The sequence below is a fragment of the Micromonospora sp. NPDC049101 genome, from assembly GCF_040648675.1.
Lineage (GTDB): Bacteria > Actinomycetota > Actinomycetes > Mycobacteriales > Micromonosporaceae > Micromonospora.
Genome location: NZ_JBEZED010000045.1, coordinates 22628 through 39847 on the forward strand (window position 1 = coordinate 22628; position 17220 = coordinate 39847).

The 17220-nt window shown below is 70.7% G+C and carries 13 protein-coding genes, 1 tRNA gene, 2 pseudogenes and 1 CRISPR repeat array; of the genes and pseudogenes, 12 read left to right on the forward strand and 4 right to left on the reverse strand.

Features of this window, described 5'->3' with window-relative positions; all coding sequences use genetic code 11:
* The first annotated feature begins 49 nt into the window (after nt 1–49).
* From AB0B57_RS35745 to AB0B57_RS35795, 11 genes are all read left to right on the forward strand, one after another.
* Nucleotides 50–1801 carry a CTP synthase gene (locus tag AB0B57_RS35745; RefSeq protein WP_357080564.1) on the forward strand — a complete coding sequence of 584 codons (1752 nt, stop codon included), beginning with the start codon at nt 50–52 and terminating at the stop codon, nt 1799–1801.
* A 76-nt stretch (nt 1802–1877) separates the two neighbouring features.
* Nucleotides 1878–2483 (forward strand): NUDIX hydrolase, encoded by a 606-nt coding sequence (locus AB0B57_RS35750; RefSeq protein WP_357080567.1) that lies wholly within the window; start codon nt 1878–1880, stop codon nt 2481–2483.
* A 339-nt stretch (nt 2484–2822) separates the two neighbouring features.
* Entirely contained in the window at nt 2823–3938 is a 1116-nt protein-coding gene (gene ald / locus AB0B57_RS35755) for an alanine dehydrogenase (RefSeq protein WP_357080570.1), read from the forward strand.
* Nucleotides 3939–3979: 41 nt separating this feature from the next.
* On the forward strand, nt 3980–4945 hold the full coding sequence (locus AB0B57_RS35760) for a site-specific tyrosine recombinase XerD (RefSeq protein WP_357080573.1): 966 nt from the start codon (nt 3980–3982) through the stop codon (nt 4943–4945).
* Between the two features lie 180 nt (nt 4946–5125).
* A complete protein-coding gene (locus AB0B57_RS35765; RefSeq protein WP_030487987.1) occupies nt 5126–6049 on the forward strand; it encodes an AAA family ATPase in 924 nt (307 codons plus the stop codon).
* A 23-nt stretch (nt 6050–6072) separates the two neighbouring features.
* Nucleotides 6073–7245 (forward strand): segregation/condensation protein A, encoded by a 1173-nt coding sequence (locus AB0B57_RS35770; RefSeq protein WP_357080577.1) that lies wholly within the window; start codon nt 6073–6075, stop codon nt 7243–7245.
* Nucleotides 7238–8230 (forward strand): SMC-Scp complex subunit ScpB, encoded by a 993-nt coding sequence (gene scpB, locus AB0B57_RS35775; protein WP_357080580.1) that lies wholly within the window; start codon nt 7238–7240, stop codon nt 8228–8230. Before AB0B57_RS35770 ends, scpB begins: the two co-directional genes overlap by 8 nt.
* Nucleotides 8217–8987, forward strand: coding sequence for a pseudouridine synthase (locus AB0B57_RS35780; protein ID WP_357080583.1), 771 nt, complete (start codon nt 8217–8219; stop codon nt 8985–8987). The genes scpB and AB0B57_RS35780 overlap by 14 nt, the downstream gene beginning before the upstream one ends.
* Before the next feature lie 197 nt (nt 8988–9184).
* The gene (gene cmk / locus AB0B57_RS35785) at nt 9185–9865 is read left to right on the forward strand and encodes a (d)CMP kinase (RefSeq protein WP_357080586.1); all 681 of its coding nucleotides are present in this window, start codon (nt 9185–9187) and stop codon (nt 9863–9865) included.
* A gap of 76 nt (nt 9866–9941) precedes the next feature.
* On the forward strand, nt 9942–11345 hold the full coding sequence (der, locus tag AB0B57_RS35790) for a ribosome biogenesis GTPase Der (protein WP_357080589.1): 1404 nt from the start codon (nt 9942–9944) through the stop codon (nt 11343–11345).
* 190 nt (nt 11346–11535) lie between these two features.
* Nucleotides 11536–11609, forward strand: a tRNA-Pro gene (locus tag AB0B57_RS35795).
* A gap of 114 nt (nt 11610–11723) precedes the next feature.
* On the opposite strand, the gene AB0B57_RS35800 is transcribed toward AB0B57_RS35795, so the two are convergent.
* The gene (locus AB0B57_RS35800; protein ID WP_357080593.1) at nt 11724–12905 is read right to left on the reverse strand and encodes a tyrosine-type recombinase/integrase; all 1182 of its coding nucleotides are present in this window, start codon (nt 12903–12905) and stop codon (nt 11724–11726) included.
* 421 nt (nt 12906–13326) lie between these two features.
* A complete protein-coding gene (locus tag AB0B57_RS35805; RefSeq protein ID WP_357080596.1) occupies nt 13327–13596 on the reverse strand; it encodes a helix-turn-helix domain-containing protein in 270 nt (89 codons plus the stop codon).
* 457 nt (nt 13597–14053) lie between these two features.
* Between AB0B57_RS35805 and AB0B57_RS35810 the strand changes: the two genes are divergently transcribed.
* On the forward strand, nt 14054–14506 hold the full coding sequence (locus tag AB0B57_RS35810) for a hypothetical protein (protein WP_357080599.1): 453 nt from the start codon (nt 14054–14056) through the stop codon (nt 14504–14506).
* A gap of 216 nt (nt 14507–14722) precedes the next feature.
* Here the strand turns inward: AB0B57_RS35810 and AB0B57_RS35815 are convergent.
* A pseudogene (locus tag AB0B57_RS35815) lies at nt 14723–15110 on the reverse strand (hypothetical protein); the annotation flags it as partial.
* Nucleotides 15111–15323: 213 nt separating this feature from the next.
* Nucleotides 15324–15566: pseudogene (locus AB0B57_RS35820) on the reverse strand (transposase); the annotation flags it as partial.
* A gap of 108 nt (nt 15567–15674) precedes the next feature.
* Nucleotides 15675–17152: a CRISPR direct-repeat array (repeat unit 24 nt; unit sequence GGATCACCCCCGCGTGCGCGGGGA).
* The last annotated feature ends 68 nt before the right edge of the window (nt 17153–17220 follow it).

The window sequence follows — 17220 nt, forward strand, 5'->3', positions numbered from 1 at the left end:
TCAAGCACGGCGGTCTGCATGACCGCGACGGACGACACGGGAGCAGGCCTTGGCCCCATCAGCACGGACGACCAGGCACATTTTCGTCACCGGGGGCGTCGCCTCCTCGCTGGGTAAGGGCCTCACCGCCTCCAGCCTCGGCAACCTGCTGACCGCGCGCGGGCTGCGTGTGGTGATGCAGAAGCTCGACCCCTACCTCAACGTCGACCCGGGGACGATGAACCCGTTCCAGCACGGCGAGGTCTTCGTCACCGAGGACGGCGCCGAGACCGACCTCGACGTCGGGCACTACGAGCGCTTCCTGGACCGGGCGCTGTCCGGTAAGGCGAACGTCACCACCGGCCAGATCTACTCCGACGTGATCGCCAAGGAGCGGCGCGGGGAATACCTGGGCGACACCGTCCAGGTCATCCCGCACATCACCAACGAGATCAAGTCGCGGATCCTGGCGATGGCCGACCCGGACGAGGACGGCCAACTCCCCGACGTGGTGATCACCGAGGTCGGCGGCACGGTCGGCGACATCGAGTCGCTGCCGTTCCTGGAGGCGATCCGCCAGGTCCGCCACGACCTGGGCCGGGACAACTGCTTCTACCTGCACGTCTCGCTGGTGCCGTACCTGGCGCCGTCGGGTGAGCTGAAGACCAAGCCGACCCAGCACTCGGTGGCGCAGCTGCGCAACATCGGTATCCAGCCGGACGCGATCGTGCTGCGCTGCGACCGGGAGATCCCGGTGAAGCTCAAGGAGAAGCTGTCGCTCTACTGCGACGTGGACACCGAGGCGGTCGTCGCCGCCCCGGACGCCCCGAGCATCTACGACATCCCGAAGGTGCTGCACCGCGAGGGCCTGGACGCCTACGTGGTGCGTCGGCTCGGGCTCTCCTTCCGCGACGTGGACTGGGCCAGCTGGGACGACCTGCTGGAGCGGGTGCACCGCCCCCGGCACACGGTCACCGTCGCGGTGGTCGGCAAGTACGTCGACCTGCCCGACGCGTACCTGTCGGTGAGCGAGGCGATCCGCGCGGCCGGGTTCGGCCACCGGGCCCGGGTGCAGCTGCGCTGGGTGCCCAGCGACGAGTGCGTCACCCCGGCCGGTGCCGCGGCGGCGTTGGCCGGTGTGGACGGCATCCTCATCCCCGGTGGCTTCGGCGTCCGCGGCATCGAGGGCAAGATCGGCACCGCCCGGTACGCCCGCGAGACCGGCATCCCGCTGCTCGGGCTCTGCCTCGGCCTGCAGTGCATGACCATCGAGGTGGCCCGGCACCTGGCCGACCTGGACGGCGCCAACTCGCTGGAGTTCGACGAGCAGGCCGCGCACCCGGTCATCGCCACCATGGCCGACCAGGAGGACATCGTTGCCGGCAAGGGTGACCTGGGCGGCACCATGCGGCTCGGGGCGTACCCGGCGACGCTGACCGAGGGGTCGATCGTCGCCGAGGCGTACGGCAGCACCGAGATCAGCGAGCGGCACCGGCACCGGTACGAGGTGAACAACGCCTACCGGGACGCGCTGACCAAGGCGGGTCTGCACATCTCCGGCACCTCGCCGGACGGCCGGCTCGTCGAGTTCGTCGAGCTGGACCGCAGCCTGCACCCGTTCTTCGTGGCCACCCAGGCGCACCCGGAGCTGAAGAGCCGCCCCACCCGCCCGCACCCGCTGTTCGCCTCGTTCGTCAAGGCGGCGGTGACGTACTCGCAGGCCGACCAACTGCCTGTCGACCTGGACGGGGCGACGGAGGCCCCGACGACGCGCAAGGCCGCCCGCAACGGCACCGCGACCAAGGCGTCGTCGGCCTCGTGAGCGAGCGCAGCGAGCGAACCAGCAGGCTCAGTAGCGGGGCGCCTCGCGCCGTCGTCGAGCGCAGCGAGGCGGCGGCGTGAGCAACCTGGAGCACCGCTACGAGGTGCGGTCCCGCGAGGAGCGGTACCGGGGGCGGATCTTCGACGTGGTCACCGAGGAGGTGACCATGCCCGGCGGCGGTACCGGGGTGCGTGACCTGGTCCGGCACGTCGGGGCGGTGGCCGTGGTGGCGCTCGACGACGCCGGTCAGGTGGTGCTGATCCGGCAGTACCGGCACCCGGTCGGGCGGCACCTGTGGGAGCTGCCCGCCGGGCTGATGGACGTCTCCGGCGAGGAGTTGCCGGCGGCCGCGCTGCGGGAGCTGGCCGAGGAGGCGGACCTCACCGCCGGGCAGGTCGACGTGCTTGTCGACCTGCACAGCTCGCCCGGGTTCACCAACGAGTTGGTCCGGGTCTTCCTGGCCCGGGACCTCGCCGAGGTGCCGGCCGACGAGCGCCACGAGCGCCGCGACGAGGAGGCCGACCTCCAGATCGTCCGGCTCGACCTGGACGAGGCGGTGGCCATGGTCCTGGCCGGTGAGATCACCAACGCGTCCGCGGTGGCCGGGCTGCTGGCCACGGCCCGCGCCCGGGACACCGGCTGGTCGGCGCTGCGCCGGGCGGACGCGCCGCTGCCCCGCTGAGCACCGCCGCCGGTCCATCCCGGCGAGGGAGTACGCGCGAAGGGGGCCCGCGGTCAGCCGCGGGGCCCCTCGCCGCCGGTCCGCAGCGGCATGCGGCAGATGGGGCGATAATGGCCGAACCCTGTTCCGACGGCGGAGGTGACTGAGCACCGGCGAATCCGCCAGGTGCCCTGACACTCCGTCAGGACACCCGGGCACCGGATGCCACTGTGCTGGCTCACGGCGGCATCGGGCGCGCCTAGACTGCCGCCGGCGGGACCGGTGGACCGTGGTGGCAAAGGGGCCGCCGCGGCACCGAGCAGTCGGGGGAGCGCAGCCCCGAAGAGAGGTGTCTGCATCGTGAAGGTCGGAATCCCACGCGAGGTCAAGAACCACGAGTACCGCGTGGCGATCACGCCAGCGGGCGTCAACGAGTTCACCCGCAGTGGTCACCAGGTCTTCGTCGAGTCCGGTGCCGGTGTCGGCTCCAGCATCACCGACGAGGAGTTCACCGCCGCCGGCGCGACGATCCTCGCCACCGCCGACGAGGTGTGGGAGACCGCCGAGCTGGTGCTCAAGGTCAAGGAGCCGATCGCCGAGGAGTACCACCGGATGCGCGAGGGGCAGGTGCTCTTCACCTACCTGCATCTGGCCGCCTCGAAGGACTGCACCGACGCGCTGCTGGACCGCCGGGTCACCGGCATCGCGTACGAGACGGTGGAGCTGCCCGACCGGTCGCTGCCGCTGCTCGCCCCGATGTCCGAGGTGGCCGGCCGGCTCGCCCCGCAGGTGGGCGCCTTCTACATGATGCGTACCGGCGGCGGGCGCGGTGTGCTGCCCGGCGGTGTCTCCGGTGTGTACGCGGCCAAGACCGTCGTCATCGGCGCCGGCGTGTCCGGCATGAACGCCGCCGCGATCGCGCTGGGCCTGCAGTCCGAGGTGCTGCTGCTGGACAAGAACGTCGCCCGGCTCCGGTCGGCCGACGCCATCTACCGTGGCCACCTGCAGACCATCGCCTCCAACGCCTACGAGGTCGAGCGGGCGGTGCTCGACGCCGACCTGGTCATCGGCGCGGTGCTGGTGCCCGGCGCGAAGGCGCCGACGCTGATCTCCAACGAGCTGGTCTCCCGGATGAAGCCGGGCAGCGTGCTCGTCGACATCGCGATCGACCAGGGCGGCTGCTTCGAGGACTCGCGCCCGACCACCCACGCCGACCCGGTCTACAAGGTGCACGAGTCGATCTTCTACTGCGTGGCGAACATGCCCGGCGCGGTCCCGAACACCAGCACGTACGCCCTGACCAACGTCACCCTGCCGTACGCCCTGGAGCTGGCCAACCACGGCTGGCGCGAGGCGCTGCGCCGCGACCCGGCCCTGGCGCTGGGCCTGAACACCCACGACGGCCAGGTCACCTACGGCCCGGTCGCCGAGGCGCACGGCATGGACGTGCTCGCGCTGACCGACGCGCTGGCCTGAGCGGTGGCGGGCTGACCGGCGGCACCGACTCCGGCGCCGGCGTGGGCACACCGCCCACGCCGGCCCTGCGTCGTGCCGTGCGCGGCTACCTCGACCACCTCACCGTCGAGCGTGGACTGTCGGCGAACACGCTCTCCTCGTACCGTCGGGATCTGGACCGCTATCTCGCGACCCTGGCCGACGCCGGCGTCACCGACCTCGCGTCGGTCGGCGCCGGGCTCGTCGAGTCGCACCTGGCGCGGCTGCGCGCGGGCGACGACGCGCACCCTCCGCTGGCGGTCTCCTCCGCCGCCCGCGCCGCCAGCGCGGTCCGCGGCCTGCACCGCTTCGCGCTGCGCGAAGGGCTGGCCGGCGCCGACCCCAGCCGCGACGTCCGCCCACCCACGCCGCCCCGCCGGCTGCCCCGGGCACTCGGAGTCGACGACGTGATCCGGCTGTTGGAGACCGCCGGCCCGGTCACCGCGACCGGCGCGGACGCCCCGCTCGCGCTGCGTGACCGGGCGCTGCTGGAGTTCCTGTACGGCACCGGCGCGCGCATCTCCGAGGCGGTCGGCGCCGCCGTGGACGACCTGGACACCGACGAGGGCACCGTGCTGCTGCGCGGCAAGGGCGGCCGGGTGCGGCTGGTGCCGATCGGCGGGTACGCCGTCGACGCGGTACGCGCCTACCTGGTCCGGGCCCGCCCCGGCCTGGCCGCCGCCGGTCGGGGCACCCCGATGGTCTTCCTCAACGCCCGCGGCGGCGCGCTGACCCGCCAGGGCGCCTGGGGCATCCTGCGCGGCGCCGCCGGTCGGGCCGGGCTGCCCGTCGACGGCCCCGCCGCCGTCTCCCCGCACACCCTGCGCCACTCGTACGCCACCCACCTGCTCGACGGCGGCGCCGACGTCCGGGTGGTCCAGGAGTTGCTCGGCCACGCGTCGGTGACCACGACGCAGGTCTACACGTTGGTCACCGTGGAGCGGCTGCGCGAGGTCTACGCCACCGCCCATCCGCGCGCCCGGGACTGAACCCGGTCGCGGTCGGCTCCGACACGCCGGGCCGGTGCCGAACCCCCTGCTGGTCGGTGGCGTACAGTCGGCATCGGCGCGGACCTCCTGGAGCGACACGACCGGGGTGCGCAGCGGCGCCGCGAAGGACGTCGGACGGCTCCGACGCCGGGTGGGTCGTCGGGAGGGGGCAACGAGCACATGGCTGGCAACGGTGACCGTGCCGAGACCTGGACGTCGGAGCTCCGCGAGCAGCAGGCCACGCTCGGCGCGGACCTGGGTCCCGCGGACCCGGCTGCCTACACGATGCGCAAGCCCATCCCCGAGCCGATGCCCACCGACCGGCACGGGCCGGCGCGCATCATCGCGATGGCCAACCAGAAGGGTGGCGTCGGAAAGACGACCACCACCATCAACCTGGGCGCGGCCCTCGCGGAGTACGGCCGCAAGGTGCTGCTGGTCGACTTCGACCCGCAGGGCGCCCTCTCGGTGGGGCTGGGAGTTAACCCGCACAACCTCGACCTGTCCATCTACAACCTGCTCATGCAGGACGACATCATCGCCGAGGACGTCGTCATCAAGACCGACGTGGCGGGCCTGCACCTGTTGCCGGCCAACATCGACCTCTCCGCCGCCGAGATCCAGCTCGTCAACGAGGTCGCCCGGGAGATGGCCCTGGCCCGGGTCCTGCGCACGGTCCGCAAGGAGTACGACTACATCCTGATCGACTGCCAGCCGTCGCTCGGCCTGCTGGCGATCAACGCGCTGACCGTCGCCCACGGCGTGCTCATCCCGCTGGAGTGCGAGTTCTTCAGCCTGCGCGGGGTGGCCCTGCTGCTGGACACCATCGACAAGGTGCGCGAACGGCTCAACTTTGACCTGGAGCTCGAAGGCATCCTCGCCACCATGTACGACAGCCGCACCACGCACTGCCGTCAGGTCCTGCAGCGGGTGGTCGAGGCGTTCGGCGACAAGGTCTACCAGACGGTCATCACCAAGACGGTGAAGTTCCCCGAGTCCACGGTGGCCGGTGCCCCCATCACGACGATGGACCCGGCGTCCTCCGGGGCACGCAACTACCGTCAGCTGGCCCGCGAGGTGATCGCCGCCCAGTCGGAGCGGTAGCCGGAACGCCCGGTGCCCACCTCGTGGACTACGGTCGTGCGGTGACCGCGCCACCCCTGGACCCGCCCGAGACCGCCGCCACGGCGGTGGTCGACGGTGTGCCGCCCGCGGACCTGGCTGCCGACCTGCCTGCCGAGTCGGCTGCGACCGGCTTCACGGTCCGGCTGGCCAACTTCACCGGCCCGTTCGACCTGCTGCTGCAACTGATCGGCAAGCACAAGCTCGACGTCACCGAGGTGGCGCTGCACACGGTCACCGACGAGTTCATCGCCTACATCAGGGCGATGGGCGACGACTGGGACCTCGACGAGGCCAGCGAGTTCCTGCTCATCGCCGCGACCCTGCTCGACCTGAAGGCCGCCCGGCTGCTGCCCTCCGCCGAGGTCGAGGACGAGGCCGACCTCGCCCTGCTGGAAGCCCGGGACCTGCTCTTCGCCCGGCTGCTGCAGTACAAGGCGTACAAGGAGGCGGCGGCACACATCGCCGAGTTGGAGGCGGTCGGCGGCCGACGGTATCCGCGGGCGGTCAGCCTGGAGGCCCGCTACGCCGACGCGCTGCCCGACCTGGTGCTCGGCATCGGCCCGCAGCGGCTGCTGAAGCTGGCCGTGAAGGCGATGACCCCGAAACCGGTGCCGGAGGTCTCCATCGCCCACGTGCACATGGTCCGGGTCAGTGTCCGAGAACACGCGGCGATCCTCACCGCCCGGCTGCGCCGGGCCGGCACGGCCACGTTCTCGCTGCTCTGCGCCGACTGCGAGGCCACCCTGGAGGTGGTGGCCCGGTTCCTCGCGCTGCTGGAGCTGTACCGGGAGGGCCTGGTGTCCTTCGTGCAGGAGCAGGCCCTGGAGGAGCTGACCGTGCGCTGGACCGGCCCGGCCGACGGCGACACCGAGCTGCACGTCGACGAGTACGCGGGCACCCCGGCCGACCCGGAGTCGCCCGCACTTGGGCCTGAGCCCGCGGGGGTTGGGCCTGCGTTGGTGGGGGCTGAGTCGGCGGGGGCTGGGGCTGAGTCGGCGGGGGCTGAGCCTGCGTCGGCGGGGGTTGGGCCTGCGCTGGCGGGGGCTGAGTCGGCGGGGGTTGGGGCTGAGTCGGCCGGGGCTGAGCCTGCGTCGGTGCGGGTTGGGCCCGAGTCGGTGCGGGAGGCCGGCGGGCCGGACGGGACGGGAATGACGGAGGGTGCGCGGGATGAGTGACGAGGAACGCAGGGACTCGCTGGCCGACCAGGCTGCCGCCTGGGTCCCCCCGTGGGACCGCCCTCGCCCGCCCGCCGCCGCGAACACCCCCGACAACACCGACGCCCCGCCAGACGAGCCAACCCCACCGCCAGACGAGTCAGCTCCGCTGTCGGTCGAGTCGGCCACCACTCCGCTGCCGGTCGAGTCGGCCACGCCTCCGTTGTCAGATCAGGGAGATCTTGGAGGGAAAGCGCCCCTCCAGGGGCCGAAATCTTCCAAGATCTTCGCCGAGCCGAGCGCGAACGCGTCGGGCTCGGAGTCGACGCAGTCGGGCTCGGGTTCGGTGGCGGGGACCGGTTCGGCGGTGGGGGAGTTGGGTGGGGTTCGGGGCGTACCCCGTCGGGAGGGTGTGGGACGGCGGCGGGTGCCGGCCGCGCCGGAGCCCGCGCCGGAATTGTCCGACGCCGAGCTGCGCGGCGCGTTGGAGGCGATCCTGCTGGTGGTCGACGAGCCGGTCAGCGAGTTGGTCCTGGCGCAGGTGCTCGAGCAGCCCGCCGAACGGGTCGGGCCGATGCTCGACGAGATCGCCGCCGGCTACACCGCGGCCGGGCACGGGTTCGAGCTGCGGCGGGCGGCCGGCGGGTGGCGGCTCTACACCCGGCCGGAATACGCTACGTACGTCGAACGGTTCGTGTTGGACGGGCAATCGGTGCGGCTGACCCAGGCGGCGTTGGAGACGCTCGCCGTGGTCGCCTACAAGCAGCCGGTGACCCGTTCGCGAATCTCAGCCATCCGGGGTGTGAACTGCGACGGGGTCATCCGTACGCTGGTCACCCGCGGCCTCGTCGAGGAGTGCGGCACCGAACAGGACAGCGGGGCGTTTCTCTACCGGACCACCACGTTGTTCCTGGAAAAGCTCGGGCTGAACACCGTCGACGAGCTGCCGCCCCTCGCACCCTTCCTGCCCGACGACGTAGAAGAGCTTGCTGATGCGACCCGATAACCGTTCCCCGAAACCCAACGCGCCCGTCTATGAGGGGGCTGAGCGTCTGCAGAAGGTGCTCGCCGCCGCCGGCGTGGGTTCCCGACGCGCCTGCGAGGACCTGATCTTCCGCCGCCGGGTCACCGTGGACGGGCGGGTCGCCAAACTCGGTGACAAGGTCGACCCGGCCACCGCGGTGATCCACGTGGACGGGGAGCGCCTCCAGGTCGACATCCGCCTGGTCTACGTGGCGATGAACAAGCCGCGCGGGGTGGTTACCACCATGGCGGACGACAAGGGCCGCAACGAGCTGGCCGAGTTCATCGGCAATCGGGTGGAGCAGCGGGTCTACCACGTCGGGCGGCTCGATGCGGACAGCGAGGGCCTGCTGCTGCTCACCAACGACGGCACCCTCGCGCACCGGCTCATGCACCCCTCGTACGAGGTGCTGAAGACGTACCTCGCCGAGGTGGTTGGGCCGATCCCGCGCAACCTGGGCAAGCGGCTGCTGGCCGGCGTCGAGCTGGAGGACGGGCCGGTCAAGGTCGACTCGTTCAAGGTGGTGGACACTCTGGGTAAGAGCGCCCAGGTCGAGCTGAGCCTGCACGAGGGCCGCAAACACATCGTCCGGCGGCTGATGGAGGAGGTCGGGCACCCGGTCACCCGGCTGGTGCGTACCTCCATCGGGCCCATCCGGCTCGGTGACCTGCGCACCGGGCGGATCCGGCGGTTGACAAACGCCGAGGTCGCCGCCCTGTTCAACGCGGTGGGTGACTGACCCCGGGGGTTGCGGGTACGGCTGCCGGTAGGCTCCACCGACGGCCGGGACGCGGCAGTCGGAGGTGGCGTGGATCGCCTCCGGCGGCGTCGCGCGCGGGTCCGCCACGGACCGCGGGCATGATTGATGACGATTGACGAACCGCTTGCGGCGCCACTCACCGGGCGATCCGTGAGGTACGGGCTGAGGAGGACACGGTGCAGGAAAACGTACGGACCGGGCGATGTGTGGTCGCTGTGGACGGGCCGTCCGGTTCGGGTAAGTCGACCGTGTCGCGGCGCCTCGCCGTTGTCATCGGTGCGCGCTACCTGGACACCGGGGCGATGTACCGGGCGATCACGTGGGCCGTGCTGCGCTCCGGCGTGGACCTCACCGACACCGCGTCGGTGGCGAAGGTCGCCGGCGAGGTCAAGCTGCACATCGGCACCCACCCGCAGGGGTACGCCGTGACCGTCGACGGCGTGGGCGTGGACGCGGATATCCGGGGCCCGGAGGTGACCGGCGCGGTTTCCGCCGTCGCCGCGGTGCCGGCGGTCCGCGAGCTGATGGTCGCCCGGCAACGCGAGATGATCGCCAACGCGGGCCGGATGGTCGCCGAGGGTCGTGACATCGGCTCGGTCGTTGCCCCGGATGCGGACCTGAAGGTCTTCCTGACCGCCTCCGAGGCGGCCCGTGCGGCCCGACGCAGCGCCGAGGACGCCGCCGACGTGGCGGCCACCGCCGCGGACCTGGCGCGCCGGGACCGTCTCGACTCGACCCGCAAGGTCAACCCGCTGACCCAGGCACCCGGCGCGGTGGTGCTGGACACCACCGAGTTGGGCATCGACGAGGTCGTGGCGCGGCTGCGTCACCTGCTCACCGAGCGGGGTGTGGCATGAGCGAGCGTGGCGAGCGAATCATCAGGCTCAGTGCGGTTGTGCCTCATGGCGGTCCGGAGCGAAGCGGAGGAGCGGCATGAGCGAGGGTGCGGGCTGGGTGGAGTTGCGGGAGCCCGACGTCGCCGTCGAGGAACCGAGCGGGCCGCAGCCGGTGGTGGCCGTCGTCGGCCGCCCCAACGTGGGTAAGTCCACGCTTGTCAACCGGATCATCGGCCGCCGCCAGGCGGTGGTCGAGGACGTCCCCGGTGTGACCCGGGACCGGGTGCCGTACGACGCGCAGTGGAACGGCCGGGCGTTCACCGTGGTGGACACCGGCGGCTGGGAACCGGACGCGAAGGACCGGGCCGCGGCCATCGCGGCGCAGGCTGAGACGGCGGTCGTCACCGCCGACGTGGTTCTGTTCGTGGTCGACGCGATGGTGGGCTCCACCGATGTCGACGAGGCCGCGGTGAAGATGCTGCGGCGCAGCGCCAAGCCGGTGATCCTGGTGGCCAACAAGGCCGACAACACCTCCATCGAGATGGAGGCGACCTCGCTCTGGTCGCTCGGCCTCGGTGAGCCGTTCCCGGTCTCCGCGCTGCACGGACGCGGCTCCGGCGACCTGCTGGACGCCATCCTCGCCGCGTTGCCGGAAGCTCCGGCGATCGTCGAGAACCGGCCGCGCGGACCTCGGCGGGTGGCGCTGGTCGGACGGCCGAACGTGGGCAAGTCCAGCCTGCTCAACCGGTTCTCCGGTGAGGATCGGGCGGTTGTCGACTCGGTGGCGGGCACCACTGTGGACCCGGTGGACAGCCTGGTCGAGATCGGTGGTCAGACCTGGCAACTTGTCGACACGGCGGGGCTGCGCAAGCGGGTCGGCAAGGCCAGCGGCACCGAGTACTACGCCAGCCTGCGCACCGCCGGTGCCATCGAGGCCGCCGAGGTGGCCGTGGTGCTGTTGGACTCCAGCGAGCCGATCAGCGAACAGGACCAGCGGATCCTGTCCATGGTGACCGAGGCCGGCCGGGCGATGGTCATCGCGTTCAACAAGTGGGACCTGGTCGACGCCGACCGTCGCTACTACCTGGACAAGGAGATCGACCGGGAGTTGCGCCGCATTCCCTGGGCGATCCGGCTGAACCTGTCGGCGATGACCGGCCGTGCCGTGGACAAGCTGGCCCCGGCCCTGAACAAGGCCCTGGCCAGCTGGGAAACCCGGATCCCGACGGCGCAGCTCAACCAGTGGTTGACCGCGCTGGTGCAGGCCACCCCGCACCCGGTGCGCGGCGGGCGCGCACCGCGGATCCTGTTCGCGACGCAGGCCGGAGTGGCACCGCCACGGTTCGTGCTGTTCACCACCGGCCCGCTCGACGCGGGATACCAGCGCTTCGTCGAGCGCAAGCTCCGTGAGGAATTCGGGTACGAGGGCAGCCCGATCGAAATCTCGGTCCGCCCCCGCAAGAAGCTCGGCCCCGGCGGTCGAGGCAAGGCGCACGGCTGACCTGATCGCGAAAAATGCCGGATGGGCCCTCGCTGTGGCCCATCCGGCATTTCTCTACCCCACCCTCCTAGGACGCTCTAGGGGTTGTGCGGTGGTTCAGTAACGTCGCGACGCAGGTGGGGCCTGTGCGGACGAGCCGGAGCCGCTGCGCTAAGCTGTACCGGCTGCCGCGGGGGAAACCGCGCGGGGGCGGGACGTGGCGCAGCTTGGTAGCGCACTTGACTGGGGGTCAAGGGGTCGTCGGTTCGAATCCGGCCGTCCCGACAGAGTTTTGGCAGGTCAGAGGCCTTGATTCACTTCGGTGAGTCGGGGCCTCTTGCCGTTTCGTCTCACAATTTCTCACGTACGCACGTACTGCTGAATTTCAGGCCGCTCGAGTCACCCGAACAGGCCTGATTCGAGGTGCTCTGCCGCCACCTTGAGGTGGCTGCTGTCGGGGTGGACGTAGACCCGTTTGGCGAGCGTGCCGCCGTCGGCGTGGCCGGCCCAGGCCGCCAGCACGACATCGGGTACTCCGGCGCCGGCGAGGTAGGTCAGGCAGGCATGCCGCGCGTCGTATGGCCGAACCTTGCGGACTCCGACCTTGGCCATCAGCTCGTAGACCCGGCGGCGGAGCCAGTCGGTGCGCTGCGGCTGGCCGAGTTCGTTGACCAGGACGTAGCCGCTGTCGGTGTAGGCGTTGCCGGCCTTCAGCCGTTCCTTCTTTTGCAGGGTGTGGAACGCCTTGAGCGCCTTCGTTACCGTCGCCGGCATCGGCAGGCCGCGTTTGCCGGCCGCTGACTTGGCCTCCTTTTCCTCGATCTCGCCATCGACGAGCGTCCGCGTGTTCTCCCCGGCCGCGATCGTGCCAGCCTCGAAGTCGACATCGGACCAGCGCAGGCCACATACCTCAGCGGGCCGCAGGCCCATCAGCGACAGCAGGCATGGGGCGTAGAGGCGCTCAGCGGTGATGCCGGTCAGGAACGCCTTCACCTCCTCCTGAGTCCAGGGCTTGCGCTCGGCGCTCGCCTCAATGGCGGCCTTCGCCGCTGCCCTGGGGATGGCCACGAATGCTGCGACGTTCCGCACCACGAGTTGGCGGCGAACCGCGACGTTCAGTGCGGTCCGGAGCCGGCCAAGCGTCAGGCGCACCGATCGGACACCTAGCCCCGTACCCGGCTTGCCGCCGCGTCGCCGGCCCTCCGTCAGCATCCAGTCGATCAGCGCCTCAATGTCGGCCTCGGTGACGTCCTGGAGCGGCTTGCCACCGAGACGAGCCCGGACCGGGAGGAGTGCGTCGCGATAGTTCGCGGCGGTGGCCTTCTCCACGTCGCGGGTGGCGGACGCCAACCACTCGTCGAGGAACTCGTCGACGGTGATCTTGCCGGGTTTGACGTATGTGCCGCGGTCGGTCTCGTGCTTGATCCGGGCGTACTCCGCCTTGGCTTCTTTCCTGGTGTCGAAGGTGTACGTCCGCTGGTCCCGACGCCCGTCCGGCTTGCGTCCGACGTCGAGGACGAACCGGTAACGGGTCTTGCCGCTTCGAAGCGTGATCTTCTTGATCGGGTCCGAGGTGCTCATTCTGCTCCTGCGCCTTTCGTAGATGGGGTTCTCGTCCGGGCTTGAGGCGGCGAGGCTGCACATCCAATGGTACCGAATATTGGTACCAATTTTCGGGCCCGATTTCCGCCTAGTGGCGGATGGCGATAGGCGATGTGAGATGTGGGACCCTCGACTCGTCATGCGGCCGTTCGATCTGCTTGCTGAGGAGTTGAGGTATGCCGCGACAGCGCCCTGTCGCTGACAACCTGCCGCCGTTGCCTTTGCGGGAGAAGCGGGATCAGCAGGTCAAGATCAGGCTGACGCCGTCGGAAATGGAGAGGTTGGGGGCTCTGCGGCCCGACCTGACCCCGCCCGGGATCGTCGCCTTGCTCGTTGACGATGTGCTCACCGGGCGGTACCGGCCGGCATGGGCTGCCACTGCACCCGACGAGGATGAACCTCAGCGATCGGCGTAGCGCCGCTCTGTCTCTTCCGGACGATCGTCACGGACGGTCGTCGGCTGCCGGTCGACGCCGATGAGCCGGAGCAAGTCTGCCGTGCGCACGCGGTACGAGGTTCCGATCCGAAGCACTGGGCAGGGGAAGGCGTTGCTCTTCGCCAGGTCGTATGCCTTTGTGCGGCCAACTCCGAGGGCGCGGGCGGCGGTCGCCAGGTCGATCATCGCAGGAAGTTGCAGTAGCTCGTCCTGGTTGAAGCTGCTGGTGGTCATCACCCTGGTCCTTAGGTCGAGGGAGCCGACGCCAGGCGCGTCTGGCTGGAGAGGCACGGTCTGGCACGCCTCGACACGACCATCCGGTTCGGGCGTTGCTTGTGGCGCTACCCGTTTCTGGTAGCGGCGTTCCCGGGAGCGCCGGTAACACGGATTGCGCTCCAAGGTCGAGCCGTGTTTCCTCGGCGGCTCGGCTGTTCTGTCCCTGGCCTTTGGCCGTCTTGCTTCGTGAGTTCGGCGACGCTTCAGGTTGGCGCTGACGGCTGGCGCGGCCTACGGCTGTGAAGGCTCGGACCGCTACGGCCGTCGTCGGAATTACTGGGGAGCGTCCTCCGGAAACCGCAGCCAAGGGGCCGGGTGCCGGCGTGACGCCGCTTGGCAGCGGTCGGGAAACGCCTCGTCTGGAACCTGACGCCGGTGCGGTAGCCAACGGGCTGCCACCGGTGGAGGTGACGGGATGACGAAGTGCGCCGACGGCGGGCTCGGATGCAGTTCGCGCGACGATGCTGCGCCTGACATGGGTCTCGACGCTCTGGGAGGTTGGGTGCTCGATGTTGGCGCTCTGGTCGCGTTCGCGAGGTCGGACATGTTCGTCAGCGCACTGGTCGCATCGTGCCGTCGGCGCGGGCAGACGGTGCTGATCTGCGAGACGAGTCTCGCTCTAGCGGTGCAGGCGGTACCCGAGCAGCACGACCGTCTCGTGGGTCTGTGTCAGGAGCCGAACACGTGGCTTGCGAAATTCGCCGCCGCTGACAGTGGCGCGGTCGCGGCTCTCCTGCCAGCAGCCAGCGGGGACATCGGACTTGCCCAAGTGGTCTACGAGGCCGCACGACGCGGCTACGCCGTTCTCTCGGATCGGCGCGCCAGCGTCTTGGCGATCGATGGATCGCTGCTCGTTGAGGCTGCGTAGCGAGAACCCTGTCGAGCTGGGCACACGCCTCGATCGCCTTGACTCGTCGCACAGTGTCGTGTCCGCGCGGGCAGGTGTCGGCCGGATTACCGTGCTGCCGGGGGACAAGCCGTACGTCGGACTATTCGGGCGGTGAGGCCGACGGGAGACGCCGCCTCCCTGTTCGGCGACCGTCGGCCTGCTTGCCGGCTCGCGAGAGATCCTCTCAGACCACCCTCAGTGGGGTGGCAGTGGTGCGGCTGGGCGTACCGCCGTGAAGTCGGCGTGTTCGTACCGAGTGGCGGGCGAGCAGTAGCAGCCACTCGCCACAGCCCTGCCACGGGTACAGATCGGCGGCTCCGCCGCGTACGGTCCGGGGCCCGTCTCCGGTCCTCCGTGGTCGCGCGTCTGACGGTGCGCCGTTGAACCCGGGGATCCGTACGTCGGCGCAGAGTTCGTTCGCCGACCCCATCGCTGCCAGTCCGAACGTGTTCTCGCGGGCGGCGGTCCGCGTCTCGTCGCCGAATCCGTCGAGCAGTTGGTCCTCGGCGGGTTCGTCGTCACCGTAGAAGGTCAGCGTGGTGGTGCCGGCCCGCGCCGCGTATTCCCACTGCTCCTCGCTGGGCTGCTGGTGCAGGCTAGCGATGCGGAACGGTCCCTGCACGGAACGCGGCACTGTGTTCGAGGTGCTCCTTTGCCAAGCTCCGGCAGCGCCCTCGGTCGGCCCAGCCGCCTTGTGAGCGTGGAAGACGTCGAGAAGGCCAGCCAGAAGTAGGCCCCTGGGCCACCCGTGAGGGCGGCCGGGCGTCCCGAAGTGGCAGAAGCGGTTCTCCCGCCTCAACTGCGCGAGCTCGTCTCGTTCGCTGCTGGTCAGCCCGTCGGCGCGGGTGCCGCTGTCGAGGTTGGCCTGCTTGACCCAGTCACGCACCGGGGTCTCGGTCAGGTCGAAATCCTGGCTGACCTGCCGAAGCGTGCGGTCACCACGCTGGCACAACTCGACGATCTCGGCCTTGAACTCCGGCGTGAACAAACGCCGAGGCCGCGGCCGCTTCTTCCCCATGCTCTCCAAGATGCTGGACATCCTCCCGGAGACCCCAGGTCCCCTGATCTTGGATATCCGTCAAAACGGGGTAGGCCCACCGGCACATCGGATCACCTGTCGGCTCCGCCTGAAATTGAGGCGGCGTTGACATCGCCCTCGCGTGCGAGGGGAACACGGCGGGGCGACCACGGCGGCATCGGACCCCGCCGGATCACCCCCGCGTGCGCGGGGAAGACACGCACGTGGGCCTGTACCTTGGCGGCGGCCGGGGATCACCCCCGCGTGCGCGGTGAAGACGGCACCCGTCTTCGCGGCGACCTCGGTCATCCACGGATCACCCCCGCGTACGCGGGGAAGACCCGTGACCGCGCCCCGGGCCTCGGCCGGCAACGGATCACCCCCGCGTGCGCGGGGAAGACGGCGGGACGCCGGTCCTGGAGGACGGCATGGAGGGATCACCCCCGGGTGCGCGGGGAAGACTTGCCTGGCTCCTGCCACTCCGGCGGCACGCAGGGATCACCCCCGCGTGCGCGGGGAGCACAGCACCAGCGCGCAGCGTGTACCCGGGATCACCCCGCGTGCGCGGGGAGCACGGGCGCCGGTCGTGGGGCAGCTGAGACAGGCTGGGATCACCCCCGCGTGCGCGGGGAGCACGCCGCGGCGGTGGGCGGGCAGACCGCGTACGCGGGATCACCCCGCGTGCGCGGGGAGCACCAGATCAGCCCGGAATTCCGACGGACAGGAGAGGGATCACCCCCGCGTGCGCGGGGAGCACCTGGGTCCGCTCGACCGCGCCGGCGGGCAGTCGGGATCACCCCCGCGTGCGCGGGGAGCACGACGGTGTCCACGCGTCCCGGTCGAACACCACGGGATCACCCCCGCGTGCGCGGGGAGCACGTGGCCTTCCTGTCGTGCGACCCGAAAACGGCGGGATCACCCCCGCGTGCGCGGGGAACACAGGATGCTGCCGGGGATGTTGCGTTGCAGGCCCGGATCACCCCCGCGTCCGCGGGGAGCACTCCTGCGGGGTGCTCGGGGTGGGCCTCCACGGCGGATCACCCCCGCGTGCGCGGGGAGCACGTCCTGCTCTAGCGCTTCGAGGAAGGCCCGTCCGGATCACCCCCGCGTGCGCGGGGAGCACCGACTCTGGAAGGACTCTCGCGTGTCCCCGCCGGGATCACCCCCGCGTGCGCGGGGAGCACCCGCCGCCCCTCGAAAATCTCGCAAACCTCAGAGGATCACCCCCGCGTGCGCGGGGAGCACGGTTCTCCAACGTCGGACCACTGCTCATGGTTAGGATCACCCCCGCGTGCGCGGGGAGCACTTGCCTGCCGCTCCCGGCGCGCCGTCCGCCCCGGGATCACCCCCGCGTGCGCGGGGAGCACCGGTCGGGCCGGCGTCGTATCGGCGACCGCTGAGGATCACCCCCGCGTGCGCGGGGAGCACGATGGCCAGCGGGTCGCGGTAGGCCACGAACAGGGATCACCCCCGCGTGCGCGGGGAGCACATGGTGTACGCCGACCAGTCGATGCCCTGATCCGGATCACCCCCGCGTGCGCGGGGAGCACACCGTCCAGTTCTTCGCCAGCTCGATCGAGTCGGGATCACCCCCGCGTGCGCGGGGAGCACACTTCTTGACCTGGGGCGTTAGAGATCGACTTCGTGGTTTTCATTCACTAGGTTTTGCAAGATC